This window comes from uncultured Mobiluncus sp., assembly GCF_947087965.1.
Taxonomy (GTDB): domain Bacteria; phylum Actinomycetota; class Actinomycetes; order Actinomycetales; family Actinomycetaceae; genus Mobiluncus.
Genome location: NZ_CAMUES010000008.1, coordinates 15,392 through 40,671, shown reverse-complemented (window position 1 = coordinate 40,671; position 25,280 = coordinate 15,392). Strand labels below are relative to the sequence as shown.

The 25,280-nt window shown below is 59.6% G+C and carries 20 protein-coding genes, 2 tRNA genes and 1 pseudogene; 12 read left to right on the top strand and 11 right to left on the bottom strand.

Annotation, left to right across the window (positions count from 1 at the left end; translation table 11 throughout):
* Positions 1-271 precede the first annotated feature (271 nt).
* From Q0V70_RS08465 to Q0V70_RS08440, 6 genes are all read left to right on the top strand, one after another.
* Complete coding sequence (locus Q0V70_RS08465) at positions 272-754, top strand: hypothetical protein (protein ID WP_297590703.1); 483 nt, start codon at positions 272-274, stop codon at positions 752-754.
* Positions 755-957: 203 nt separating this feature from the next.
* Complete coding sequence (gene rpsT, locus Q0V70_RS08460; protein ID WP_295027654.1) at positions 958-1,221, top strand: 30S ribosomal protein S20; 264 nt, start codon at positions 958-960, stop codon at positions 1,219-1,221.
* A gap of 146 nt (positions 1,222-1,367) precedes the next feature.
* On the top strand, positions 1,368-4,289 hold the full coding sequence (locus tag Q0V70_RS08455) for a leucine--tRNA ligase (RefSeq protein ID WP_297590700.1): 2,922 nt from the start codon (positions 1,368-1,370) through the stop codon (positions 4,287-4,289).
* An 89-nt stretch (positions 4,290-4,378) separates the two neighbouring features.
* The gene (locus tag Q0V70_RS08450) at positions 4,379-5,317 is read left to right on the top strand and encodes a metal ABC transporter substrate-binding protein (protein ID WP_297590698.1); all 939 of its coding nucleotides are present in this window, start codon (positions 4,379-4,381) and stop codon (positions 5,315-5,317) included.
* A complete protein-coding gene (locus Q0V70_RS08445; RefSeq protein WP_297590695.1) occupies positions 5,314-6,120 on the top strand; it encodes a metal ABC transporter ATP-binding protein in 807 nt (268 codons plus the stop codon). Before Q0V70_RS08450 ends, Q0V70_RS08445 begins: the two co-directional genes overlap by 4 nt.
* On the top strand, positions 6,117-7,040 hold the full coding sequence (locus Q0V70_RS08440) for a metal ABC transporter permease (RefSeq protein ID WP_297590692.1): 924 nt from the start codon (positions 6,117-6,119) through the stop codon (positions 7,038-7,040). The genes Q0V70_RS08445 and Q0V70_RS08440 overlap by 4 nt, the downstream gene beginning before the upstream one ends.
* On the opposite strand, the gene Q0V70_RS08435 is transcribed toward Q0V70_RS08440, so the two are convergent.
* Positions 7,022-8,497, bottom strand: a complete 1,476-nt coding sequence (locus Q0V70_RS08435; RefSeq protein WP_297590690.1) for a hypothetical protein — start codon at positions 8,495-8,497, stop codon at positions 7,022-7,024. The genes Q0V70_RS08440 and Q0V70_RS08435 overlap by 19 nt on opposite strands.
* Positions 8,498-8,677: 180 nt before the next feature.
* Here Q0V70_RS08435 and Q0V70_RS08430 point away from each other — a divergent pair, with 180 nt between their 5' ends.
* Both Q0V70_RS08430 and Q0V70_RS09665 read left to right on the top strand, forming a co-directional pair.
* A complete protein-coding gene (locus tag Q0V70_RS08430) occupies positions 8,678-9,685 on the top strand; it encodes a ComEA family DNA-binding protein (protein WP_297590687.1) in 1,008 nt (335 codons plus the stop codon).
* Positions 9,686-9,694: 9 nt separating this feature from the next.
* A pseudogene (locus tag Q0V70_RS09665) lies at positions 9,695-11,335 on the top strand (ComEC/Rec2 family competence protein); the annotation flags it as partial.
* Positions 11,336-11,384: 49 nt separating this feature from the next.
* On the opposite strand, the gene holA reads toward Q0V70_RS09665, so the two are convergent.
* The gene (gene holA / locus Q0V70_RS08420; RefSeq protein ID WP_297590685.1) at positions 11,385-12,467 is read right to left on the bottom strand and encodes a DNA polymerase III subunit delta; all 1,083 of its coding nucleotides are present in this window, start codon (positions 12,465-12,467) and stop codon (positions 11,385-11,387) included.
* Positions 12,468-12,614: 147 nt separating this feature from the next.
* On the opposite strand from holA, the gene Q0V70_RS08415 reads away from it, so the two are divergent.
* Both Q0V70_RS08415 and Q0V70_RS08410 read left to right on the top strand, forming a co-directional pair.
* Positions 12,615-13,055 (top strand): HIT family protein, encoded by a 441-nt coding sequence (locus Q0V70_RS08415; protein WP_282921185.1) that lies wholly within the window; start codon positions 12,615-12,617, stop codon positions 13,053-13,055.
* Positions 13,056-13,187: 132 nt separating this feature from the next.
* Positions 13,188-13,263, top strand: a tRNA-Lys gene (locus Q0V70_RS08410).
* 243 nt (positions 13,264-13,506) lie between these two features.
* Here the strand turns inward: Q0V70_RS08410 and nusG are convergent.
* From nusG to Q0V70_RS08375, 7 genes are all read right to left on the bottom strand, one after another.
* A complete protein-coding gene (gene nusG / locus Q0V70_RS08405) occupies positions 13,507-14,322 on the bottom strand; it encodes a transcription termination/antitermination protein NusG (protein ID WP_297590682.1) in 816 nt (271 codons plus the stop codon).
* 47 nt (positions 14,323-14,369) lie between these two features.
* Positions 14,370-14,630, bottom strand: a complete 261-nt coding sequence (gene secE, locus Q0V70_RS08400) for a preprotein translocase subunit SecE (RefSeq protein ID WP_297590680.1) — start codon at positions 14,628-14,630, stop codon at positions 14,370-14,372.
* A gap of 179 nt (positions 14,631-14,809) precedes the next feature.
* Positions 14,810-16,066 carry a CapA family protein gene (locus Q0V70_RS08395; RefSeq protein WP_297590678.1) on the bottom strand — a complete coding sequence of 419 codons (1,257 nt, stop codon included), beginning with the start codon at positions 16,064-16,066 and terminating at the stop codon, positions 14,810-14,812.
* Between the two features lie 38 nt (positions 16,067-16,104).
* Positions 16,105-16,180 (bottom strand) — tRNA-Trp (locus Q0V70_RS08390).
* A 159-nt stretch (positions 16,181-16,339) separates the two neighbouring features.
* The gene (locus tag Q0V70_RS08385; RefSeq protein ID WP_297590676.1) at positions 16,340-17,545 is read right to left on the bottom strand and encodes a pyridoxal phosphate-dependent aminotransferase; all 1,206 of its coding nucleotides are present in this window, start codon (positions 17,543-17,545) and stop codon (positions 16,340-16,342) included.
* 92 nt (positions 17,546-17,637) lie between these two features.
* On the bottom strand, positions 17,638-17,964 hold the full coding sequence (locus Q0V70_RS08380) for a hypothetical protein (protein ID WP_297590674.1): 327 nt from the start codon (positions 17,962-17,964) through the stop codon (positions 17,638-17,640).
* Between the two features lie 304 nt (positions 17,965-18,268).
* Positions 18,269-19,414, bottom strand: a complete 1,146-nt coding sequence (locus tag Q0V70_RS08375) for a tyrosine-type recombinase/integrase (protein WP_297590672.1) — start codon at positions 19,412-19,414, stop codon at positions 18,269-18,271.
* 85 nt (positions 19,415-19,499) lie between these two features.
* Here Q0V70_RS08375 and mnmA point away from each other — a divergent pair, with 85 nt between their 5' ends.
* Positions 19,500-20,729 (top strand): tRNA 2-thiouridine(34) synthase MnmA, encoded by a 1,230-nt coding sequence (gene mnmA / locus Q0V70_RS08370; protein ID WP_297590916.1) that lies wholly within the window; start codon positions 19,500-19,502, stop codon positions 20,727-20,729.
* Positions 20,730-20,879: 150 nt separating this feature from the next.
* The gene (locus Q0V70_RS08365; RefSeq protein ID WP_297590669.1) at positions 20,880-23,468 is read left to right on the top strand and encodes a glycogen-debranching protein; all 2,589 of its coding nucleotides are present in this window, start codon (positions 20,880-20,882) and stop codon (positions 23,466-23,468) included.
* 205 nt (positions 23,469-23,673) lie between these two features.
* Here Q0V70_RS08365 and Q0V70_RS08360 read toward each other — a convergent pair whose 3' ends face one another.
* Positions 23,674-24,003: an isocitrate dehydrogenase gene (locus tag Q0V70_RS08360; protein ID WP_295028510.1), complete on the bottom strand. Its 330-nt coding sequence runs from the start codon at positions 24,001-24,003 to the stop codon at positions 23,674-23,676.
* Positions 24,003-25,142 carry a tryptophan--tRNA ligase gene (trpS, locus tag Q0V70_RS08355; RefSeq protein WP_297346812.1) on the bottom strand — a complete coding sequence of 380 codons (1,140 nt, stop codon included), beginning with the start codon at positions 25,140-25,142 and terminating at the stop codon, positions 24,003-24,005. The genes Q0V70_RS08360 and trpS overlap by 1 nt, the downstream gene beginning before the upstream one ends.
* Positions 25,143-25,280: the final 138 nt, after the last annotated feature.

Sequence of the window (25,280 nt, the reverse complement as noted above, 5' to 3'; positions counted from 1 at the left end):
GCGGCGTTCCTCCGGTCAGGAATAATTTGGGCCTGCCGGACTATTGCGCAGAGACGCGGAATCTGTTACCTTGAAACATCTCTAATCTCGCCGCAGAGATTGTTCGCTGACCCCGACGCGTTAGCCACTTCTTAGCTGCAGGTCACCGGGTTTTCCCAGAGCCACGGGAACGCCGGTTTTATCACACCAGCCAGGATATATCCCGCATCTTCACCACTCGTTATCTATGTCGGGCGATGCACCCGCCATACTCAAAGTCTAGGGGGAATCCATGTCAAAGCTGTCTTCCAAACCATTTATCGCGATTTTATTAGTCCTTGCTTTGCCGTTTGTTTTGTCGGGGTGTTCCCAGCGCGATTCTGCTCCGAGTGATGCGGCAGCTCCCAAGTTGTCCATTTCCGACATTAAACAGGAAGTTCAAGAAAGTTGGATGCCTACCCAATTCCTGGCGCAGGCATCATTCCGTTCGGATAAGCACCTGGATTTGAAGCCTGTCAAGGAGGAGTCCTCTTATCGCCAGATTGCTTTTCGGTGTGCACAAGACTCGCCCTCCCCGGTTTCTATTTGGCTTCGGCACGACAGCGAATTACGTCGGCTAGCGGAAATCGGGGCCTGCGATTCAGATGCGGAGCTTCAGACAGTGGGACTTTCGACCTCGCTATTTCCCCAGGCAGAACAAGCGCTGTTCATCGCCAACGATGACACGCGCATCGCCGCGGTTATTTTTGAAACCAACCAAGAAACGCCCTTGTGAACGTGTCCCGTATCGGTGTGCAGACACCGGAAATCAGCACGAAACATCTAGATGATGAGCGGCATCACGAACGTGGGACGTAGCCTGAATCCGTTAGCTCATCGTTCTCAGCACCGATTTGCGGATGAGGCGCAAAATGGCGTAGGATATTTCCTTGTGTGTCGCCAAAACCGGCGAAAATCAATACTTTTGAGGGAAGAACATTGGCAAATATTAAGTCTCAGATAAAGCGGATTCGCACCAACGAAAAGGCGCGCCAGCGCAACTTGGCCGTGCGCTCCGAGCTAAAGACCCTGGTGCGCAAGACCCGCGAGGCTATCGAGGCCGGGGATAAGGCCGCAGCCGAGGCCAACTTGAAGGTGGCTACCCGTCACCTTGACGTGGCAGCTTCCAAGGGTGTCATCCACAAGAACCAGGCGGCTCAGCGCAAATCTAAGCTGGCCACCCGCGTTGCTGCCATGCAGTAACCGGTTTCTCTAAGCTATTTGAAAACGTCCACCTTTTGGTGGACGTTTTCTTTTTGCCCACAACAGCGCACAAACTAATCGGTTTAAGTCGCGTATATCATTCTGGTCTAAACTGGATACGTTGATTGTCGGAAAGAAGAGGAATAATGGCTGAAAACACCCCGGAAACCCCAGACACCCCGCAATACCGCTACACGGCTGAGATGGCGGGGGACCTGGAAGCAAAATGGCAACGGATTTGGGACGAAACCGGCGCATTTAACGCTGATAACCCCAGCGGCCCCCTGGCCGGCGACCTGGCAAAACGCGAAAAATACTTCATCCTCGACATGTTCCCTTACCCCTCCGGCAAAGGCCTGCACGTGGGACACCCGCTGGGCTATATCGCCACCGACGTGGTGGCCCGCTACCAGCGCGCCCAGGGCAAGAACGTGCTCTACACCATGGGTTACGATGCGTTCGGCCTGCCCGCCGAACAATACGCCCTGCAAACCGGCCAGCACCCAGCCATCACCACGCATGACAATATCGCCAACATGAGCAAACAGCTGGCCCGCATTGGCTTGTCCCACGACCGGCGGCGCTCTTTCGCCACGACCGACCCGGACTATTTCAAGTGGACCCAGTGGATTTTCCTGCAAATTTTCAACTCCTGGTATGACCCCGAAGCTCCGCGCCGCGACGGCTCCGGAAAGGGCGCGGCCCGGCCGATTACCACCCTTGTGAAACAGTACGAGGACGGCACCCGCCCCACCCCGGACGGGCGGGCTTGGGCCGAGCTTTCCGCAGTGGAACAGGCGGAACTCATTGATGCCGAGCGCCTAGCTTACGTGGCTTACGCGCCAGTGAACTGGGCGCCGGGCTTGGGCACGGTGCTGGCGGATGAAGAAGTCACCGCCGAGGGGCGTTCCGAACGCGGCAACTTCCCCGTGTTTAAGACGAAACTGCGCCAGTGGATGATGCGCATCACCCGCTACGCGGATCGGCTAGATGCCGACCTGGCCACGATTGACTGGCCCGATAAGGTCCGCACCATGCAGCACAACTGGATTGGCAAGTCTTTCGGCGCCACCGTAAACTTCCAGGTCGAGGCTGGTCAAGGGCCGCAGCCACAGACTTTGCAGGTCTTCACAACCCGGCCCGACACCTTGTTCGGCGCGACTTTCATGGTCATTTCTCCGGAACACCCGCTGGTGGGTGCCGAGGACTGCGCGGACGCGGAATTGCAGGTGCCGGATGCTTGGCCGGAGGGGACCCGCCCGGAGTGGACCGGCGGTTACGCGACCCCGCGCGCAGCGGTGGCGGCCTACCGGGCGCAAGCCAGCGCAAAGAGCGACAGCGAACGGACTGCGGAAACCGACTTCACCGAAAAGACCGGCGTGTTTACCGGCATTTTTGGGACGAATCCGGTCAATAGTTCCCTGGTGCCGATTTTCGTGGCGGATTACGTTTTGATGGGGTACGGCACCGGCGCGATTATGGCCGTGCCCGCCCACGATGAGCGCGATCACGCCTTCGCCAAAAAGTTCAACCTGGACATTATCCAAACTATTTCCGGCCCGGACGGCCTGGATGTACAGACGGAACCCTGGACCGGCGACGGCGTCATCGAAAACTCCGCCAACAGCGAAATCAGCCTGAACGGCCTGGGCAAGGCCGAGGCTATCGCAAAAATCAGCGACTGGCTGGCGAAAACCGGGCGGGGCGAAAAGACCGTGACCTACCGCCTGCGTGACTGGCTGTTTTCCCGGCAACGCTACTGGGGCGAGCCTTTCCCCGTGGTTTACGGCTCTGACGGGCGGGTTCACGCCCTGCCGGAAGAGATGCTGCCCTTGGAGCTGCCCGAAGTGTCGGACTTCCGGCCCCGGACTTTTGACCCCGATGATTCCCACTCCACCCCGGAGTCCCCGCTGGGCCGCGCTACGGACTGGATGACTGTCGAACTGGACCTGGGCGAAGGCAAGCAGACCTACACTCGTGACCAAAACACCATGCCGAACTGGGCGGGCTCGTGCTGGTACGAGCTGCGCTACACCGACCCGGACAACTCCACGGCTTTTGCCAGCCCCGACAACGAAGCCTACTGGATGGGTCCGCGTCCCGAGGCGGGCAACCTCAGCGGCGGCACGGATTTGTACGTGGGCGGCGTGGAGCACGCGGTGCTGCACCTGCTGTACGCGCGTTTTTGGCACAAGGTCCTCTATGACTTGGGGTATGTGTCCAGTTCAGAGCCGTTCCATCGCCTGTTCAACCAGGGCATGATTGAGGCTTACGCCTACACGGATTCGCGCGGGCAATACGTCCCGGCCGACGAAGTGGAGGGCAGCGAAGATGACGGCTTTACCTGGCAGGGCCAGCCCGTCAACCGCGAGTTCGGCAAGATGGGCAAGTCGCTAAAGAACATCGTCACCCCTGATCAGATGTGTGCGGATTACGGCGCGGACACGTTCCGGGTCTACGAGATGTCGATGGGGCCGCTAGATATGTCCCGTCCGTGGGACACTCGCGCGGTGGTCGGCTCTCAGCGTTTCCTGCAGCGGCTGTGGCGCAATATCGTCGATGAAAACACCGGCGCGCTCACCGTGACCGATGACGCCCCGGATTTGGCGACCGCGAAAGTGCTGGCTCGCACCATTCACGATGTCACCGTGGAGTATGACAATCTGCGCGTGAACACGGCTATCGCCAAGATGATTGTGTTGAACAATCACTTGACCGGGTTGCCCAGGGTGCCGCGCGAGGCCGCAGAAGCGCTGGTCGTGATGGTTGCCCCCATCGCTCCACACATTGCGGAGGAACTGTGGGAGCGCTTGGGTCACAAGGGCGGAATCGCCCGTGCCACGTTCCCAGTCGTTACCGATGAGTCGCTGTTGGCTGCCGAGGAGGTCACTTGCGTGGTCCAGGTGGCAGGCAAGGTGCGCGCGAAAGTTTCGGTGGACCCCGAGATTTCCGAGGTGGATTTGCAGGCAAAAGTCCTGGCGGAACCGGCCGTGGTGAAGTTGCTGGACGGGCGCGAACCAAAGCGAGTCATCGTGCGCGCCCCGAAACTCGTGTCCCTGGTTTTGTAGGATTTGTCAGTACAAAAAATTCGCTAGATTACGGGATTTCAACGGTTTCCGGCTTGCAAACTTAGGTATACCTAACTTAGGCTATACCCATGAAGAGAATTAAAAACAAGCAAATTAGAGAAACCTTGACTGTAGCTGCGATTTTGTGCCTGGGAGCCTCTCTCGGTGCGTGCAGCGGGACATCCAGCGCCAGCTCGGATTCGGCCACACAAGGCAAGCCCCTGGTCCTCACCACATTTACCGTGTTGCAGGACATGGCTCAAAACGTTGCCGGAGACCACATGGAAGTCCGCTCTATCACCAAACCTGGGGCGGAAATCCACGATTATCAACCCACGCCCTCGGACTTAAAGTCGGCGCAGAAAGCGAAATTGATTTTAAATAACGGGCTGGATTTGGAACGCTGGTTCACGAAGTTTACCGCCGACCTGGATGCCAAAAAGGTCAACGTTTCGCAGGGCGTGGAGCCTATTCCGATAACCGAAGGCGACTACAAGGGTAAGCCCAATCCCCACGCTTGGATGAGCCCGAAAAACGGTGCCCTCTACGTGAAAAATATGGCAAAAGCCTTCTGCGATTTAGATGCCCAGAACTGCTCCGAGTACCAGGAAAATGCCGAACAGTATGGCGCCAAGATTGAAAAAGTCGGCGAGGACATCACCTCCACTCTTTCTCATCTCGACCCGTCACAACGCACTTTGGTCAGCTGTGAGGGAGCTTTCTCGTATTTGACTCGGGACTATAACCTAAACGAGAAATTCCTGTGGGGCGTAAATGCCGAAGGAGCCCTCACTCCCTCTCGCGTAGCGGAAGTGGAAGACTACGTGAAGCGAAACCACGTTCCCGCAGTATTCTGCGAGTCCACCGTGGGAGACAAGATGCGACCCGTTGTGGAAGCTACGGGGGCGAAATTTGGTGGGGAATTGTATGTTGATTCCTTGTCAGACGCAGATGGAGACGTTCCGACCTATCTGGATCTGTTGCGCTACGACGCAGATCTGATTACCCAAGGGTTGACTCAGAAATGAGTGACACTCTCGACAACCACGTAGCGCCAGGCGGGTCTGAAACTGAGTCCAGCTCAAAATCAGCCCCACCTATATTAGAAGTCTCAGATTTGCATGTTTGTTACGGGGCTAATGTGGCACTGGAAGGTGCCAGTTTAACCGTGCCGCGCGGTCAAATTTGTGGTCTGGTAGGGATGAACGGATCGGGGAAATCGACACTGTTCAAAGCCATCACCAACAGCGTTTCGTATCAAAAGGGCAGCATTAAAGTTGCCGGAATTGACGCAAACCAAGCCCGGAAACAGCGACTGATTGGTTATGTTGCACAAAACGAGGAAATCGATTGGGACTTCCCGGTTAACGTAAACCAAGTCGTCATGATGGGGCGATATGGATTTATGGGACCGACCCGTCGTCCCAAATCTGCAGATCTGGCAGCGGTGCAATCCGCGTTAGAAATGGTGGAATTGCAAGATTTGCAACAGCGCCAAATTGGAGCGTTGAGCGGCGGTCAAAAGAAAAGGGTGTTTATCGCGCGCGCAATTGCCCAAGGCGCACCGCTCCTGCTCCTCGATGAACCGTTTGCCGGAGTAGACAAATACTCAGAAACCAATATCGTTGATTTACTGCGAAAAATTTCTGCAAAAGGGACCACTGTGGTGGTTTCAACCCATGATTTGGCTTCTTTGGAAAAGCTCTGCGATGAGGTGGTTTTGTTATATCGCCGCGTGGTTTATCAAGGCAATCCTGCTGGAGCCTTGGACCCACAGAATCTCGCGAAAGCGTTTGGATTAAATCCCGCCGCGTCGGGAGGTGGACAGTGAATTTTTATGAAATCTTTATCGAAATGTGGACACAGCAGTTTATGCTCCGCGGCATTATTGTCACCGGAGTCGCGGCGGCGGTTTGCGCCGTGTTGTCCTGCTGGCTGGTCCTGATTGGCTGGTCACTGTTAGGTGACGCCCTGTCGCACGCAATTCTTCCCGGAATCGTCGTGTCCTACCTGTTGGGAGCACCTTTTGCAATAGGTGCCCTCGTGGCAGCTTTGCTGGTGGTGGGATTGATTGGCGCAGTGCGGGGGCGCGGACGGGTCAAGGAAGACACAGCTATTGGGGTGGTATTCACAACTATGTTTGCCTCCGGCCTGGTCCTAATCAGCCTGTTCCCCAGTCATATCGATTTGCACCATATTTTGTTTGGCGACATGCTCGGTATCACCAGGGCCGATATGTGGCAGGTCTTGATATTGAGTCCACTCGCTCTGGTGCTGTTGTTATACAAAAAGCGGGATTTGGTGCTGTATGCCTTCGACAAGACTCATGCCCACACTATCGGCATTTCTACAAGCTGGTTGGCGACTTTGTTGCTGGTAGCTCTCTCTTTGACGGTCGTGGTGGCGATGCAGGCAGTGGGCGCAATCCTCATCGTGGCACTGGTGATTACCCCTGGCGCGACTGCCCGACTGCTCACAAACCGGTTCAACGCTATGTTATGGATAGCTCCTTTGCTTTCCGTATCCTGCGTCGTGCTGGGGGCCTATATTTCCTACTGGTTCGACACGGCTTCAGGAGCCACAGTCGTGCTGCTTGAGGGAGTATTGTTCCTGATTGTTTGGCTGGTTGATTTGCTTCGGCAACAGCGGTTACAGCGCTATCATGGCGCGCAGACTGCCGCCCCCAGCCCTGACCCGGAACCGCAAAACAGGTTGCTTCTTGAGACAACCCCCTACGGCAAAGTGAGGTAACGCAATACTGCCTTGGCGCTGCCCTTGTTGAGGTCGCCTGTTTGCGCCAACTGGCCCAATCCAGACCCGAAAACAAACATATCACCACTGGTGGCAGCATCTTTCAAGGGCGGGGCAACGCCTTCCCAGAGGAATTTTCCGTCAACGATTCCGTAGCTCAACAGCCCGCCGTTACCTTCGGTGAACACGGCTTTTGTCCCGTCAGACGCCAGCGGAGCCCCCGGAGCTTTCAGATTGATGGCCACGCCGTCCCCGGTAGTCCAGGTTTGAGCCGCGCAACCAGGCCAGGACGCACAAGTTTCCCCGGTCGCACCCAGGAAATACGTCCGGTCGGGCATTAGGACGGGAACTTTCCCGGATTTCAAGGCGGCCAGAGCACTGTCCGTATCCAGCCGCAGCCCGGCGCGCAGTTGGTCGTGCAGGGCTTGAGCGGCTACAGAGGGGCACTGGCCCTCCCCCACTACACCACCGTCAGAACCGTGAATTTGCCAATGAACCTCAGCGGCGCTTTGCGGGTCAGCGGAGGCAAAAAAACCGGCTTCCAACATGGAAATCTGGGGGGCAGACCCCAGTTTCGAGGTGTCGAGAGAACCGATTTTCATGTTGATGATTTGGGAATAGCTCCAGGTATTTTGCCGGTTAGACCCGTCTTGATTGGAAGTAGTCACCCCGAGCAAAGTCACTGACCCCCGAGTTTGCGCCAGCAGAGGCTGGGCGGCCTGGGCGTTTGGCACCATGAGCGGGAACTTGCCTTTCCACGCAAAGTTCGGCGTGACGTACACCGCCTGTACCCCAGCCGAATTGCCTTCCGCAACCGCAATAGGAACCACCAGGAACTGGTCAAAAATCGCCCCTAACACGTGCTCTCCGGTCGCTAAATCCCAAATACCCTGTGGCAAGTCCCCTACCGCAACATTGCCGCTGGGGTCGATACGCACCACCTTTTTCGCGGCGTCCGATTCGCAGGTAATCGAGCTCTGCCACAGCTGTTTCAGGCAATAGTCCAGGGGCAGGTCATCGTAGGTTTTCGACCATTTCGCGGTGCCGGTCGTTTCGTCTATCAGCGCAATAGCCTGGGTTTGAGCCTTGCCATCAGTGCCTTTCACCAGCACAAGCTTTTCGTTTTCGGCCAGTTTAGCGGTCACGCCGGTAGCGGCGTCCTGGGCCGCCAAAGAGTCTTGGGAATCGGCGTAGTCCCACACCTGTACCGTGCGCGGATCCTTCATTTTTGCGGGCATGGCCAGGGTCCAGGCTTCTTTCAACGGGGCGACCGTGGTGATTTTCTTCACTTCCGCGTTGCTGCGAATCCGGGCGGTATCACCAAGCCACTGTGTCGTGGCGGTCACCAACACCACCACCGCCAGGGCCAGAATGACCGCGCCGATGATGCGTTCGACCAAGCGGGGCTGGCGCACCGCGGCCGCAGAATCGCTTAAATCCGGTTTCTGTTTTTTCACTGCTTCAGTTTATCCCGGCTATAGCAACGAAAAACTGCCTTTCGAGAAGTTTTCCACAGGGGCGGGTAATTCCAGGTTTTCCACAGGTAAAACATTTTCGACTTTCCGCACCGGTGGGTCGCGATTAGTTTCACAAGCAAGGGGCGGACAGTTCCCGGCACGATAGAGGAGGTAGCCAGGATGCTAAATAAGTTTGGACAAACGGACCGCGACCGGCTCACTGCCAGTGTTTTTGAGCGGGCCAGAGCCGCGGGTGTGGGCTATCTGGACGATGCCGAGCCTGATTACCGAACCGCGCGCCGTCCTGCGCCGACCCCCGATTTTGGCGCGGATGGGAACCCACCGACTCGCGGTAACCTGGCTGGGCGGGCTGAGGACCTGGTACAGGGCATTGAAAGCAGTCTCCAAGTCAGACCCGTGGCCGAGCGCGAACAGCGGTTACGCCTGGCGCCCAGCCCGCGAGTAGCGACTTTAATTGCGGCGTTTATGCTGGTAAGCGGGCTTTTGGTAGTGGGTTGGCAGGTGTTTGCCGCCCCGCCCACACCACCTCCCGACGGGGTGCTGTCCGGGGACGCCACAGGGAAAACGGATTCCAAAACGGGCAGTTCCGCAGGTCCGGGTGCCGCGCTGGCAGCCGCTGAGGGGAAAGACGGCAATACCGCGGCAGGCAAGGCCGGTGCTTCGCCCTCACCGGGGGCCGCCCCGCAGCTGTTTCTGCCCGGTGCAAACGGCGCCGAAGTCGTAGTTCACGTGGCCGGAGCGGTAAGCCATCCCGGAGTGGTTCACCTGGCGGATCCGTCTCGCGTGGCCGATGCTCTGGAAGCGGCGGGCGGAGCCCTGCCCGAAGGGGATCTGAGCACCCTGAACCTGGCCCGTCCTCTCACGGATGGAGAAATGATTTATGTGGCTCGACCTGGGGAAACTCCCCCGCCGAGCGCGGGGGGAAACACGGGTAACGCTCCGGGCTTGGGCACAAAGTCAGCGGGGGCTGATGGCGAAAAAGTGAACCTGAACACCGCGGACTTGGGCACTTTGCAGACCCTTTCCGGCATCGGCCCGGCCCTGGCCCAACGCATTGTGGATTACCGCGAGTCCAACGGGCGTTTCGCTTCGGTGGATCAGCTCGATGAAGTCAGCGGGATTGGCCCGTCGCTGATGGCGCGCCTGCGCGACCACGTGTGCGTGTGAGGATTCGTGATGACTGCGCAGGGCGAAACCGCGTTCATTGTCCGGCGGCTGCGTACCGATCGGGACTATCGCCCCGCCCCGCTGGATTTGCGCCTGGCGATTCCGGCGGTGAGCCTGTGGGTAGCACTGTTGGCGGCGGGAAACCGCGGGGAGGGCGTCGCGCTGGTGGTGAGCGTTGGATTCGCCCTGGTCGCGGCCCTAGCGGGAGGTGCGCTGGGGTGGTTGCACCGGTCACAAGCCCGTAGGGACAGGCGTGGCACGCTCACGCCCATCCGCGTGGGGAAACGTAACGTTGAAATGCCTGGTTGCGCGGTGAATCGCTACCCGGAAATGCCAGGCCGAGCAGGGAAAGCTGGCGCGGTCATGCCCGCCCGCCGGCGCCACCGCCTGTTTCCGCGCGGCTCCGGGCTGGCTACACTTATGATCACCGCCCTGGTCATTGCCATCGTTTTTGGGACGCTGGCACTGCGTCTGGAGCTAGATTCACGCGATAACCTAGCGGTCATTGGCGCTCACCCGACCGCCCGTTTTGACGTGAAAGCCCAGGTCGTCTCCACTCCGAAACTGAGCTGGAGGGACAGTTACCGCGTTGACCTCAAAGTGACCCGCCTGACTTGGCACGGCTCAACCTACCCCACCCACGCCCTGCTGCAGGTCAAAGGGGCTGGCTGGGAGGGTATCCCCCTCGGTTCGTGGGTACGTCTGCGCACCGGCCTGGCCAGTCGGGACCTTTCCACCCAATACCTGGGCTATGCGAAGTCTCCGACCGGTCCTGAAATTATCGGACCTCCGACCGGGCGTTTTGTGTTTGTCAATGCGGTGCGCCAGCGCCTGCGCGAGGCCACGGCGGAGCTTTCGGAATCAACGGCGGGAATGATTATGGCGATGAGCCTGGGGCTGACCGCCGTCCAAGACCCCCTGGACCGCGAATCTATGCAGGTAGCAGGCTTATCACACCTGACTGCCGTGTCTGGAATGCATCTCAGCGTGGTGCTGGCCGTGGCGCTGGGGCTAACCGCTCGGAAACGCCGCGGGGTGCAAGTCGTAGTGGCAGCGGGAATTATGGGAATCTTCCTGGCCATGCTGGAAGGCTCCGCCTCCGTCACCCGCGCGGCGGCAATGGGGTCGTTGACGCTGGTAGGACTGTGGATATCCCGTCCGTCCCGCTCGCTGTCCTCCCTGTCTGCGGCCATCATCGGAATGCTGTTGGTGCAGCCGTTCCAAGCGACGTCCTGGGGCTTTGCCCTGTCGGTAGTGGCGACCGGCGCCATCGTGACCGGCGGGCCTTACTTGGCGGCCTGGTGCGCACGGTTCTTGCCGCGCCTGATTGCTCTGCCGCTGGCTGTTTCCCTCAGTGCGCAGCTGGCTTGTGCGCCACTAATGCTGGTCATGCGCGGGAAGTTGCAGGTTTATTCCCTCCCCGCGAACCTGTTGACCGGAGGGGTTTCCTCTATAGTAACCGTGGGCGGTTTAGGGCTGGTCGCACTAGCAGCCTTGGCGGGACTCCCGGCCGCGTCATTTGCCGTTATTGCGATGCCGGTGCGGTTATTGGAACAGGGCACGGCGCACGTAACCGGGTGGGCTGCCGCGTGGATTGCCGGCGTGGCCAGGTTCTTTGCCAGTCGACCGGGAGCGGAAGTCGACTGGTTGGAAAACCCGGCGGCGGGCGTGACCGGGCTGTTGATTGTGGCACTCAGCTTCACATGGGTGGCGTCCCAACTGGCTCGCGCACGCCGCTGGCGTATCGGCACACCGCCAAGACCATGGCTTCCAGGGCGTATTCGGGATCCCGCGAAGCCCCTTTTACCGCTTCGTCTGCGCGGGCAACCGCCAGGATGGCTAAGCCCAGCCGCTCATCGTCCCAGCGCGGCGCAACGGCGTGGATTCCCTGGGCAATCCGTCCGAACAGAGGCTTAGGCGGGTCCACCAGGTCCATCTGCGCCACCGCGGGGGGCAACTGGGTGGAAAATGAGGTCAAAATCTGGCGGAGTTTCGTGGCCATCGCCGAAACAATCAACACCGGCGCTACCCCGGTGGCCAAAGCGTGGCGCAACAGGCGCAACGCTTCGCCAACATTGCCGGTCACGGCCGCATCGGCGACATTAAACCCGGTGGCCTCCACCCGCCCTTGCAGGTACTGATCAACCTCAGCCAGGCTCAACGGCTGAGTGGGATCCCCTACCGTTTGCAACAGCTGGGTCGTCACGGAGAGCAATTCCTCGAATTCATCACCCAGCGCCGCCACCAGCGCCGCTACTGCGTCCTGGCTGATGGGACGCCCCAACCGACCGGCCTCGGCCTGGAGGAACTGAGCTTTCTCCTCCGGCCAGCGCAGCTCATCGCAGGCATAAACCTTCGCAGCGCCCTTCTTGCACAGGTCCAAAACCTTTTTCCCGTGGTTTCCCCCCGCGTGCCACAGCACCAGGTAGGCATCCGGCGCTGGGCTTGCCAGGTAGGCTTCTAAATCCTGGAGCAACTCGGCGTTGGCCTGTTCCAGTCCGGGAACGATGACCAGCGGCATCCCTCCGAAGAGGGAGGGGGAAGTCAGTTGGCTCAGGCGGGACGATTCATAAGTCCGTGCGTTGACCTCGGTGATTTCCGGGGGTTCCATCGCCCCGTCCTTTTCGGCGCTGGCCAGGGCCGCAGCACGCAAGCTGGCTATGGCGCGCTGGGCGAAAACCCGTTGTTTGCCCAGTAGCAACACCACCGGAGCCAGCGCCGCGCGCGACCACGGCTCGAAACCAGCCCGGGAGCTTCTCTGAGCATTCTTCTTTGTTGCCACGCTTTAACTCTACATGCCCCCCGGGAGACAAAAATTCCCCTACTATAAAAGCGGAGCAACACCGGGAGGGCTCTCCGCCCCCACCTGATGCGCTCGCTGAACACAAAAGCCGCCCGACCGGACTTCTGCGAACGAAAGGAACACCTCATGGCCAGCGTATTTACGAAAATTATCAACGGCGAAATCCCCGGAAACTTTGTCTGGCAAGATGAGCAGTGCGTCGTTTTCGCCACCATCGAACCGCGCAGCGACGGTCATATGCTGGTGGTGCCGCGTGAGGAAGTCGACAACTATCTGGACGCCGACCCGGCTTTGATTGCGCACCTGTCCCAGGTAGCTCAGATTATTGGACAAGCCGGGCGCGATGCGTTCAACGTGTCGCGCGCCTTGATTGTCGTCGCCGGTTTTGATGTTCCCCACCTGCATATTCATGTCATTCCGACCGATTCCATGCGGGTGCTGCATCCCGATGCTAAAGCGGCGGGCTCTGCGGACGCAATCAAAGCCAGCTGCGACAAACTGCGCGGCGCCCTGATTGAACTAGGCTTTGGCGCGAACGTCCCCGAATCTTTGGAATCCCTGGGATAGCCGGGCCGCGCCAGATAGCGGACTGGCGGCGACGCGCCAAATCTGTGCGAGCTAAACCCCGGGTTGGGGCACGTTCAATTTGTCAATCCCCGCCCGGAGCGTTAGCATAGTTAACCGCGCCAAAAACGCAAAGCGCCATTAGCTCAATTGGCAGAGCAACTGACTCTTAATCAGTGGGTTCAGGGTTCGAGTCCCTGATGGCGTACCACTCAAAACGTTGCAATTTCAACAAATTCTCCCAGTAGCGCCCTTTTTTTTCCACCTCTCAAATAATAATTTCGTGGCGCGGCTGTAGCGCGTTCGCGGCGCGTTCGCGACGAACTTCCTTAACCATGTCCACGACCTCTTGCCTGGTCTGAACGCCAATACGGTCAGCTGTCCCGGAAATTAAGACCAAAATCAACGGCGGGCGCAGGATGGAAGTCCCGCGCCCGCCGCCAAGCCTGAAAAATCAGTCGATTTTGGCGACCTGGTTGAAGTTCAACTCCACCGGAGTCTCGCGCTCGAAGATGGTGACCAACACGGTCAGCTTCTGAGTTTCGGCATTGACCTCGGCAATCGTCGCAGAAAGCGTCTCGAACGGACCGGAGGTAATAGTCACCGACTGACCCACCTCGAAATCTGCCGCCACCGGAGCAGTCCGCTGCGTCGCTTGTGAAATCTCGACCTGACCGTCTTCCACCGCCACTTTCGCGGCCTCCTTAGCGGTCGGGGCCAGCATATTGACCACTTCCGCCAACGTCAGCGGCACCGGATCCTGCTGGTTGCCGACAAAACCAGTCACGGCCGGGGTGTCCTTCACCAGACGCCACGAGTTCTCATCCATGTCCATGCGCACCAAAACGTATCCTGGAATGCGCGGACGCTGCACGACCTTGCGGCTCTTGGCCTTGACTTCGACATGTTCTTCCATCGGAATCTCGACCTGGTAGACATAATCTTCCATGCCGGGATTATTCGCCACGCGCTGTTCGATGTTCTGTTTCACGCGCTTTTCGTAGGAGGAGTACGTGTGTACCACGTACCACCGGCCCGGCAAAGCGCGTAGCTCGACTTCGAGGGCCTGCTTCGGGTCGAGTTCCTCAGTCTCGGTGTCCGCAGTATCCGCGGTATCCTCGATGATTTCACCAGTTTCTGGGTCCACGTTCGCGGGGACTTCCTCTAGGTCCGGTTCAGCCGCAGAAGCGGCCTCGGCGGCCTGGTTAGGTTCCGACTGGGCTTCCTCAGCCACAGCATCGTTTTCTTGCAATTCGTTTTCGTCTGACATTACTGATATTCCTCGTGGGGCAATGATATTGAAAAGACCAAACAGGTCTAGCTAAAGATAAGGTCGGTGAGGGCTCCGAAGCCCAAATCCATCAACCCGACCGCGGTCATGATGATAGCCACGAAAACAATCACGACCAAGAAGTAGCGCCACAGTTCTTCGCTGGTGGGATAGACGACTTTTTTCATCTCATCCACGACTTGGCGGAAAAACTGCATGATACGCGCGAAAAAACCAAGTTCCTGATCAGCGCTAGGGGTAGCTTCGGCTTTTTTCGCCGGCTGAATGGCACCTTCGGTTTCTGCCATTATTTGTTCCTCCTGTAGGCAATTTCTTTCCCCGCCGCGGGCACACTTCACCCTAAACAAATTAACGGGGGGATGTGTCAAATCATAGTAGAAAACCGTACCTAAAGCCAATCGTGCAGGCTGTTACTCGGCCGGTACGCGGCTTGTGCGAGGCTGACCCGCGGCCGGCCCGGCGGAGTCTAACGCGCCAAGACCGTCACCGCGGTGGGCTCGGCCGGAGCAGGAGGCGGGGACTTCAGCTCTGTCGCCTCATTTCCCATCACTTTTACCAGTTCCTCATGGTAGCGCTGGACGGTAGCGGCATCGAGACGCGAGCCAGGCGGCGCGGTTCCGCCATCGAAATCGTGGACGGGAACCGCGTGGAATCGGCTGCGATCCAGCACGACCGGGACCCACGCCGCTTGGCTGAGAGTGACCTGCGGGTGTTTCTCCGGCCCGGAGATGTCAAAGCTCAGCCACGCAATCGACTCAATCTGGGTGCCGATTCCCATATCGGGGGTTTGGCTGGTCAGCAGGTTTCCGGTGCCGAAATAGGTCCACATCCCAGTGCCGTGCACTCCTCCGGGCGTGAGCGTAATCGGCTGAGGAACGTGGGCGTGGTGGCCGACATAGGCGTCCACAACCCCGGATTGCGCCAGAGCCTGTGCCCATTGCCGCTGTTGGGGTTGGGGCTCATAGACGTATTCGCTGCCGCCGTGGGGACTGACAATCACGATATCCGCCCCGGCCTGGCGGGCTTGCCGAGCATACTCGATGATTTGCTCGACATCGTTAATCTCCACCAGGTAAGGGTGGCGGTCCACTTCCGGCACAGATTCAAAATTCAACCCATACGTAAACGATAGGTGCGCCACGTGTACGGTGCGTCCCCCTTTGTGAATTTCATACATTTGCCAAGGGGTTTGCTCGGCATTCGCGCGGGTCCCGGCCGTCCCCAGCCCGGCGTTTTGCAGCACTTCTAAAGTGTGGGTGATACCCGCGGTTCCTTGGTCCCAACTGTGGTTCGACGCCGTAGAACAGCCGTCATAACCAACCTGGACCAGGCCGTTTGCCCAATCCATCGGGGCGTTGAAAATCGGGTAACCGTGGGGAGCTTGTCCGGGTTTTCCGTAGGGAATTTCTTGATGGCACAAGGCCAGGTCGGCGCGTTCCAGGTAGGGCTTCACCTCTGCCAGCAGTTTCTCTAGGTGATATTGTCCGTCTGCCTCTCGAGACGCAGCCGTGACCCAGCCGTGGCTCAAAATGTCTCCGGTCATCGCCACGGTTAGGGTGGTTGGAGCGAGAGGCGCAGGAGTGCGGGGCGCGGCTGAGGTCACTGGGGCCGGTGTGTGGTGTTGGTTCACGGTTCCGAGACCCGCCGCGACCGCGACCAGCGCGACGATTCCCGCCAGGAAAAACAGCAGGAAAAGGGCGGTACTGGGGCGGCTTCGGTACACAGACACTCCCGGAAACGTTGGAAACTGTTTGATCCAAGTGGCAGGGAAGACAGGACTCGAACCTGCAACCTACGGTTTTGGAGACCGTTGCGCTACCAATTGCGCCACTTCCCTAGTTTTGCGTACGCCCCGCCGGGTGGAAACGAAAAACGCAGCGTCCTCAATGATAAGGCAAATCTGCCATAACTTTCAAGCGCGCTAATACCGAGCCGAATCATAAAAATTTCACCGGGGGCAACGCACCCACGCGCCACCCCCGGTGAAATCCAAAATCTACTTCACTTTTGCCAGCAAATCCTGCACCCGGCTAACTCCTTCGACCAGGTCAGCGTCGGACAGGGCGTAGGACAAGCGGATAAAGCCGCTGGGGCCGAAGGCTTCGCCGGGAACGACCGCGACTTCGGCCTTGTCCAAAATCATGGCAGCCAGCTGGGAGGAGGACTCGATGCGCTCCCCATCCAAGCTACGCCCAAACAACCCCGTGACGTCGGGATACACATAGAACGCGCCGCGTGGCACGGGTACCTGCAAGCCTTCAATCTCACGCAACATCCGCACGATGGTCTGACGACGCTGGTCAAAGGCTTGACGCATCTGTTCCACCGCATCCAGCGGCCCGTTCAACGCCGCGATGGCGGCACGCTGGGCAATGTTGCACACGTTGGAAGTCAGGTGGGACTGGAAGTTCGTGGCGGCCTTGATGACGTCAGTCGGGCCGTTCATCCAGCCCAGACGCCACCCGGTCATGGCGTAGGACTTCGCCACGCCGTTGACAATGACGCAGGTGTCCGCCAGTTCCGGAACCAGCTTCAGAATGTGGGCGGGCTTAGCATCGTCATAGAGCAGGTGTTCATAGATTTCATCGCTGATGACCCACACACCCTTTTCCACAGCCCACTGGCCGATGGCGGTCAGCTCCTCGGGGGTGTAGACCGTGCCGGTCGGGTTGGACGGCGAACACATCAGCAGGACTTTGGTCCGCTCGCTGCGTTTCGCCTCCAGGTCCTCCGGGGTGACTTTGTAGTCCCGGTCAGCACCGGCAAAAACTTCCACCGGAACGCCGCCAGCCAGGCGAATCGCTTCGGGGTAAGTGGTCCAATAGGGCGCGGGCAGCAGCACTTCGTCGCCGGGGTCGACGGTGGCGGCAAAAGCCTGGAACACGGATTGTTTCCCGCCGTTGGTGACGATGACGTTGTTCGGGTCGATTTCGTAGCCGGAGTCGCGCAAGGTCTTGGCGGCGATGGCTTCGCGGGTGACCAGCATCCCTTTGCCTTGGGTGTAGTGGTGGTTCGCGGGGTCTTTACAGGCCGCCACGGCGGCTTCCACGATGTAATCGGGGGTCGGGAAATCCGGTTCACCAGCGCCGAAGCCGATAACAGGCTTTCCGGCAGCTTTCAGTTCTTTCGCTTTACTATCGACAGCGAGGGTCGCGGACGGGGCAATGGCGGCAAGGCGCGCAGAAACACGATTTTTACTCATGCCCCCATTCTTGCACTTTTCGCCAGGGCAGCGCACCGTTTTCGTGGGGTCCAGCCTAGGTGAGCCCCGGACGGCCGCGGCCGCGAAAAAACCTATTCCCCCAGTTCAGGGCCGGCATCGAGATCCCGTTTCACCGCGCGGGTCGTCCTGACGTAATAGAACACAGCCGCCGCCACCATCACGATGCTGACCACGATGGAGGGATAGTCCCGGTGCGCCGTGAGAGCAATGACTATCAGCGTCGCCGCCGCCACTACCGTGAATCCCAACACGACCCGCGCCAAGAAGACGACACGGTTGTATTCTTCACGGCTGGTAGAGGGCCGTCCCGGCAGGCTATCCGCGCCATGCTCGGGACACTCTCCGGTCGCCGGCTGATCATCAGGCAGCCCGCTGGCGCCCGCCAAAGGTTCGTTCATGACTTCAGCCTATCAAAGCCAGCGTAGGTAAACGGGACGAAAACCCGTCCCCCTGCGCACAGTTTCCACAAGTTATCCACAGGTGTTGGGGACAGTTTTGCAGAGTTTACTGGGGAAATCGCGAATCGGTGTATTAACAAAGCCTTCGCTGTCGTCAGGGCTCTGAACTGGGTCTTTGCAGCAACTCGCCTGATATTACGCCATTTTTTCACCCCTTTATTAACCTGGAGTTTACCTGCACTTTTCCGCCGGAAACTCCTTCATCCACATTTTTTCCACAGGCCATGTGTATAACTCGTTCGCACTAGGCGGCAGCCCGGCGCAGAGTCGTTTGCCGCATCCGGCTCAACGCCCCGGCGACATCGCCCAAGTCCGGTTCAAATAAGTCCGCATAGACATCGAGGGTCAGCGAAGCTGAGGAATGCCCCAACATGCGCTGCACCGCTTTCACGTTAGCTCCCGCCGACACGGCCAAAGTGGCGGCGGTGTGGCGCAGGTCGTGTATGTGCAGTCCGGCCTGTCCGACCGCGAGAGCCGCCATGTCGAAGTGTAAGCGCAGGTTGGAGGCCCGCAGCGGGGTGCCATGTTTCGTAGCGAACAGGAAATCCTCGCCTCCGCACGCCGCCCGGGTCAATACCCGCAAGTCGCGGCGCAAGAAATCCGGTATCGGCACGACCCGGGTGCGCCCGTTCTTGGGAGTACCGAATACTTGCCGCCCCGACACCTCCGACACCGCCCGTTCAATCCGAATCACGCGGCGTTCCAAGTCGACCGCGGCGGGGGTCAACGCCAAGGCTTCCCCGATACGTAAACCGGTGTACCCCAGCAAACGCACCAAAATTTCCAGTTGGTTGCCACCCGGCGCAGGGGTTTGCCCACCGCGCCCCCGAGCCAGCGAGGCCAACCCCGTGTCTATCGCCCCCGCCCGGGACTTGCGCCGAGTCAGGTACCCGCCGCGACCCTTCTTGCGCAAAAACACCACATTCTGCCCCAAACCGCCGGGCAAAATAACCCCCGCAGGTTCGCGGGTCAACCGCCACCACCCAATCTCTAAAGCCAGGGATTCTAGCTGCAGCACGGTCAAGTAACGGTGGCGTCCGGTGCGGCACACAGTCGGCAGCGGCACCCCGGCCGCAACGTTGCTTTCGATGGCCCCCAACCGGTTGGCCAAGGCCAGCACCTGCCCCACGATTTGATAAGCCTGACGCACCCCGGTAGGGCTGACGCCCTGTTGAGCGAGCTTCGCGACCCAGGAGACGACCTGCAGGTAGCTGACCTGGTTCGGAGCCTGTTCCCCGAATTCCAGGTTGACCGTGTTTAGCATCGAACGATAACTTGCCCGTGTGGTCGGCTTGAGGTCGACCCGGCTTTCCAGCCAAATCCGGCCGAAATCGGCGAAAGTACGCGGTTCGAAGTCAGCGCGGGGGTCGGTGGTTGTCAGTTCTTCCATTGTTTTCCCTTTCAAGTAGGCAAATTCCCGAGGTCTCGGGGCTGGCGGGAGCCAGCACAATGGGAAACGGTAGAATGTGAGGTCACTGAGGAGGAAAAACTTGGCGAAAATTTTAATGGGATTATCCGGCGGGGTGGATTCCGCCGTGGCGACCGCACGCTTGCAAGCGGCCGGTCACGAAGTTTCGGGCTTCTTTATGCAGTTGGAGTCCCCCTCCCGCCCGTGGTCGCGTCCTGCCGCTTTTGCCGAGCCGGTCGATGCCCTGGCTGATGCGCGCCGTGTCGCGGATTTCCTGGGGGTCGAGCTGCAGGTGTGGGACTTGGCCGAGCGGTTCAACCGGGTCGTGATGGATTCGTTTGTGCAGGCTTACCGCGAGGGGCTGACCCCGAATCCGTGCGTGCATTGCAACCGTTTCATCAAGTTCGGTTACGTCATCGAACGCGCTCTGCGAGAGGGATTCGATTACGTCGCGACCGGCCACTACGCCCGACTGTGGCGTCCCGGCCAGGCAGGGTTGATTCCGGCGGGAGTTCCCCAGACCGGTGCGGACGGCGTGTTCCCGGACTTTGCCCTGCTGCGCGGGTCGGCGATGGGCAAGGACCAAAGTTACGTTTTAGCAGGAGCGCGAGCCGCAGCGTTGGCACGAGCCGTGTTCCCGCTGGGAGACGTGACGGACAAGGCCGCCACCCGCGCTGAAGCTCAAGCGCTGGGGATTCCGGTGGCCGGCAAACGGGATTCTTTCGACATTTGTTTCCTCCCGGACGGGGATACGCGCGGATTTTTGCGCGGCTGTATCGGGGCGGCGCCGGGTCCCATTGTGGACGAGGACGGAGCGGTGGTCGGCTCGCATGACGGCGCTTTCCAATACACGGTCGGCCAGCGCCGCGGCCTGCACATTCCCCGGCCTCACGCGGACGGCGCTCCCCGCTACGTACAGGGTACGGATCCGGAAACGAACACGGTGTTTGTGGCTCCCCGCCAGGCGCTGACCGTCACGGAAATTCACGCCGGGCCGACGGTGAACTGGCTGATAGACCCCACCAGCCTGGGGCTCGGCGCAACGGGTGAGGGTCAGTTGGACCCGGCCGGATTGACTATCCAGTTCCGTGCCCACGGCAAACCCGTCACCCCGCAGGGCGTGTATCTGGAAACCGGGGATGGCGGCACCGAACTGCGAGTGGCGCTACTGCCCACCGATGAGGTTACCGGAGTGGCGCCGGGCCAGTCTCTGGTGCTTTACCAGGACAGTCCCCAGGGAGACCGAGTCATCGCCCAGGCGACCATCACCGCTACCGACAGCGGACCACACTTGTGACCCCGGAACTCATTTACGAAAAACGTCAGTGACTGAAATCGGGCGACCACGGAGAACTCGCGACCGGAAAAAGCCAGAATTACCCGCCACAAGTTAGGCGAAGCTCATAAAGTCCGGCACGCGAGACATTTTCCCGGTAATGTCGAACCTATGACTGTCGAGAAGAAGGGGACAACACCGACATTTGCTCCCACTGACGTGGTCGCGGAGGAACCGAAACTCGACCCACACCACTTGGGACCCACTATTACAGAATCCGGGGTCGCCTTTTCCGTTTATTCTCACCAAGCCACGGCAGTAGAGGTGTGCCTGTTCGACTCTCCGGACGAAAACGGGCACTACCAGTCAGAACGCCGGATTCGGCTGCGCGGTCCGTTCCGCGGGATTTGGCACGGTAACATTCGCGGCGTACGTCCCGGTCAGGTCTACGGATATCGGGCTTATGGGCCGTGGGATCCCGACGCGGGAGTGTTCTATAACCCGCAGAAGGTCCTGCTCGACCCCTACGCGAAAGCGATTACGCAGCCCCCCGTCCTCAGCCCCCAGCTTTACGCCCATCAGGTCGATGCCGAGCTGAAGCCCGTGACTCGCGAACTCACTATGGATCCGTTGGATTCTGCGGACTACAACGCGCTGTCGGTCGTGGTGAACACGCATTCTTTCCCGGTAGCGGATCGGCCGCGCACGTCTTGGCGGCGCACTGTCATTTATGAAGCACATGTCAAAGGTTTGACCCGGCAACTGCCCGGAATTCCTCCGGAACTGCAGGGTACCTACGCCGGTTTGGCAAACCCGGTCACCATTGATTACCTGAAAAACTTGGGCGTGACCGCTATTGAGCTGCTACCGATTCACGCCAAAATGCCTGAACCGTTTCTGGCGGAACGAAACCTGAGTAACTATTGGGGCTACTCGACTCTGAGCTATTTCGCGCCCGAACCGACCTACGCGACCGAAGCCGCCCAGCGTCAAGGCCCCCAGGCCGTCTTGGACGAGGTCCGCGGCATGGTCTCACTACTGCACCAGGCCGGTATCGAGATTCTGTTGGACGTGGTTTATAACCATACCGCCGAGGGTGGCACCCTGGGACCGTCTCTCAGCTTGCGTGGCTTGGATCCGCAATGTTACTACGTGTGGAATCACGGCTACCCCAACCAGATGGTGGACTTCACCGGCTGCGGTAATACGGTCGATTTCACGTCTACCGAGTCGGTGGCGCTGCTGTTGGATTCCCTACGGTATTGGGCCGGAGAAGTCGGGGTGGACGGTTTCCGTTTCGACTTGGGGGTAACGCTGGGGCGCAACCGGGAACAGTACGCCCTGCGCCATCCTTCTTTCGTGGGCATGGCGACCGACCCGGTTCTGGCTGGCTGTAAGCTCATTGCCGAGCCGTGGGACATGGGTCCGAACGGGTGGCAAACTGGGAACTTCCCCTCGCCTTTTGCGGACTGGAACGACCGCTACCGCGACGGCATCAGGGGTTTTTGGCTCACCGATGCGGCGGCGCTAGCTCACGGCCGTCACGCCCACGGCCCGCACGAGCTCGCCACCCGCGTCTCCGGGTCGGCTGACCTGTATGGTTCCAACATCGCCGAATACAACCGTGGTCCGGGAGCGTCCATCAACTTTGTCGCGGCCCACGACGGCTTTACCCTGGCTGACCTGGTGACTTTCGACCACAAACACAACGAAGCCAACCTGGAAGGTAACCGGGACGGGACGAACAACAATAACTCGTGGAACCACGGTCACGAAGGCCACGTGCTGAGCGGCAAAGAACTGGGGGACGAGGACCTACCCAGCGCTGCCGCGGAAATCGGCCCCGACCCGCAGTCTGGCGAAGGTTTCTCCCGCCGGTTTAGCCGCATGGATCCCACCACGCCTTTCCACGGCGACCCGCTGAACCGCACCGAGATGGTCAAAGTCGCCACAAACCGGCTGAAAACCTTGCGAAACTTGTGGGGCACCCTGGCGATTAGCTCCGGCACCCCCATGATTTTGGCGGGGGACGAGTTCGGGAACACACAGAACGGCAACAACAACGCCTATTGCCAGGATGGGCCGATTTCCTGGTTGGATTGGCGCTGGCAACCCTGGCAAAAGGGACTGTTTGAAACTGCCCGCTACCTGCTACGTTTACGCGCCGAACACCCGGTCATGCGCCCCGATGAGTTTGCCTCCGGGATGCCCCAGGCCGGGGATAAACTCCAGGACCTGTCGTGGTACAACCGCGAAGGCGAACATTTGACCCCCGGCGCCTGGCACGATCCCGCCAACCGCGTGCTCCAGATGCTGCGTTCCGGAGCGCCCTGGGACGACGTGGATTTGCTGGTCATGATTAACGGGACCAATGACGAAGTCCAGATTAACCCCCCGCGGGCGCGTTCCCGCGTGTTTCGGCTGGTGTGGGACTCCACCTGGCCCGATCCGAGTGCCCGCGAAGGCAGCGCGGGGGAAAAGCTGCAGCTGTTGACCGGTTTAAACTCCGCGACGCCCTCTGCCCGGCATCAAGACACGAACGACCCGGTCGCGCTGTTTGCCGAGGAAGTCGGGGTCACCCCCGGTTCGGGAATCCGTTTGGCGGAAGTCATTTCCGAGCTGCCCGTGACGGTGCGCGGCATGAGATCCAAGATGGCGCCGTTCTCGATGCGGATTTTCTTTGCCGAAGTCCCGGACAATCCCTCCGGGGACGAGAAAATCGATTTGCTGAACACCTTGCGCAAAGTCCAAAAGCACTAGGGTGTTGCGTCGGGGTGTAGCGCATAAGGCCGGTGTGGCCTGCGGTGTAGTGAGGTCGGGCCACCGGTGACGTGAACGACGAGCTGCCGGACACGCTGGTGACCCGCCCTTGTGAACATACCGCAAAACAGACGTGACCTGCGGTGTGGTGGGGACAGACCGACCGAGCCGCCGGATGCCCTTGTGAACGCGCCGAAGAATGCGCCTATTCGTCTAACAGATAGTCGCGGCGCCCCAGACTTTTGGGATTGGCCTTCGCGGGCGAGGACGGGTAGGGCTTGTTTTCCCCCGCCGCCCCGGGACGCCCTTTGAACTCCCCGGCGCGGAAAGAATCTTCCCCGACCTCATAAGCCCATTCCAGCAGCATATCCGTCGTCTCATCCACCAGCTCATCGCGGGTTTCCGGGCTCACTGACGCACCTTGATTATCCAGGTTGATAATCCACAGGGCGCGTTCCACCATCCGGTCCGCCACGGCCTGAGCGTGGTCGCGGCGCCGAATCAAATCCTCTGGCTTCTTGTCGTCCTGTTCCATCAGACCCCGTAGTTCATTCCCATAGCGGCCTTCATTTCGCGCAGCACATCGCTGGCTTCATCGCGGACTTTTTCGTTGCCGCGGGCCAACACGCTCCACAAGTAGCCTTCGTCCTGCATCAGTTCGTCGCGCCGCTGGCGCAGCGGGCGCAAGTGTTCGTTCAGCGCCTGGGTCACCAGGGCTTTTAGCGCCCCGCCGCCGCCCGCTCCGATTTCCGCAGCGATGTCCTCAGGCGTGCGCCCAGTACACAGCGAGGCAATGAGCAGCAGGTTCGATACTTCGGGACGATGCACGGGATCGAAAGTAATCTGGCGATCCGAATCGGTCACGGCCTTTTTCAGGATTTTCGCGGTGTCGTCCTCGCTGGCACGCAGCTCCACCGTGTTATGCCGCGACTTGCTCATCTTTTGGCCGTCAGTGCCCAGAATCATCGCGCCCTGCCCCAGCAGGCCCTGCGCCATCGGCAACACGCCGCGCCCGGTCTTTTTGCCGGTCTTGGGGTCGCGCTGCGGATAACGCTTGTTGAACCGCTTGGCCACCACGCGGGTTTGCTCCAGGTGCGGCAGCTGATCCTGGCCCACCGGCACCAGGTTCGCCTTAGCGCACAGAATGTCCGCGGCCTGATGCACCGGGTAGGTCAGCAGCAGCCCGGACATGGGACGCGCGGCGGCTTCCAGCTCCGCCTTCACGGTTGGATTGCGGTGCAGCTCCGCCTCGGTCACCAGGGACAGGAAAATGACCAGCATTTCGTGAATAGCCGGAATCTGAGAATGGCAGAAAATCGTGGATTTTTCGGGATCAATCCCCGCTGCTAGGTAATCCGCCACCAGGTTTAATACGTATTCGCGCACGTTTCCGAGGTTGTCCCGATCAGTGATGACCTGGTAGTCCGCGATGAGCACGGTCGTGTCGATGCCGAGGTTTTGCAGGTCCACGCGGGTTTTCAAGGTGCCGAAATAGTGGCCAATGTGCAAGAATCCGGTGGGTCGGTCCCCGGTTAGAATGCGGTACTTTCCAACGTTTCCCGCCGCGATGTCGGCCTCGATCGCTTTTGAGGTTTCCTGGGCTGCTTTTAGGGTGGCGCGGATTTCCGTCTCACCGGCCGCCAGGTTTTCGTCTTTCGTCGTTTCTTCACTCACCGTTTAAGTCTAACCCACCGCAGCCGGTTGACCTGTTTCAAAAACCAGACGTGATACCGTTAATGACGCCTGTAAGAAACTAGGATTCTGAAACGTCTAAAGGGTGTGGGAGGTTTACCATCCCCTGCGAGATATCGA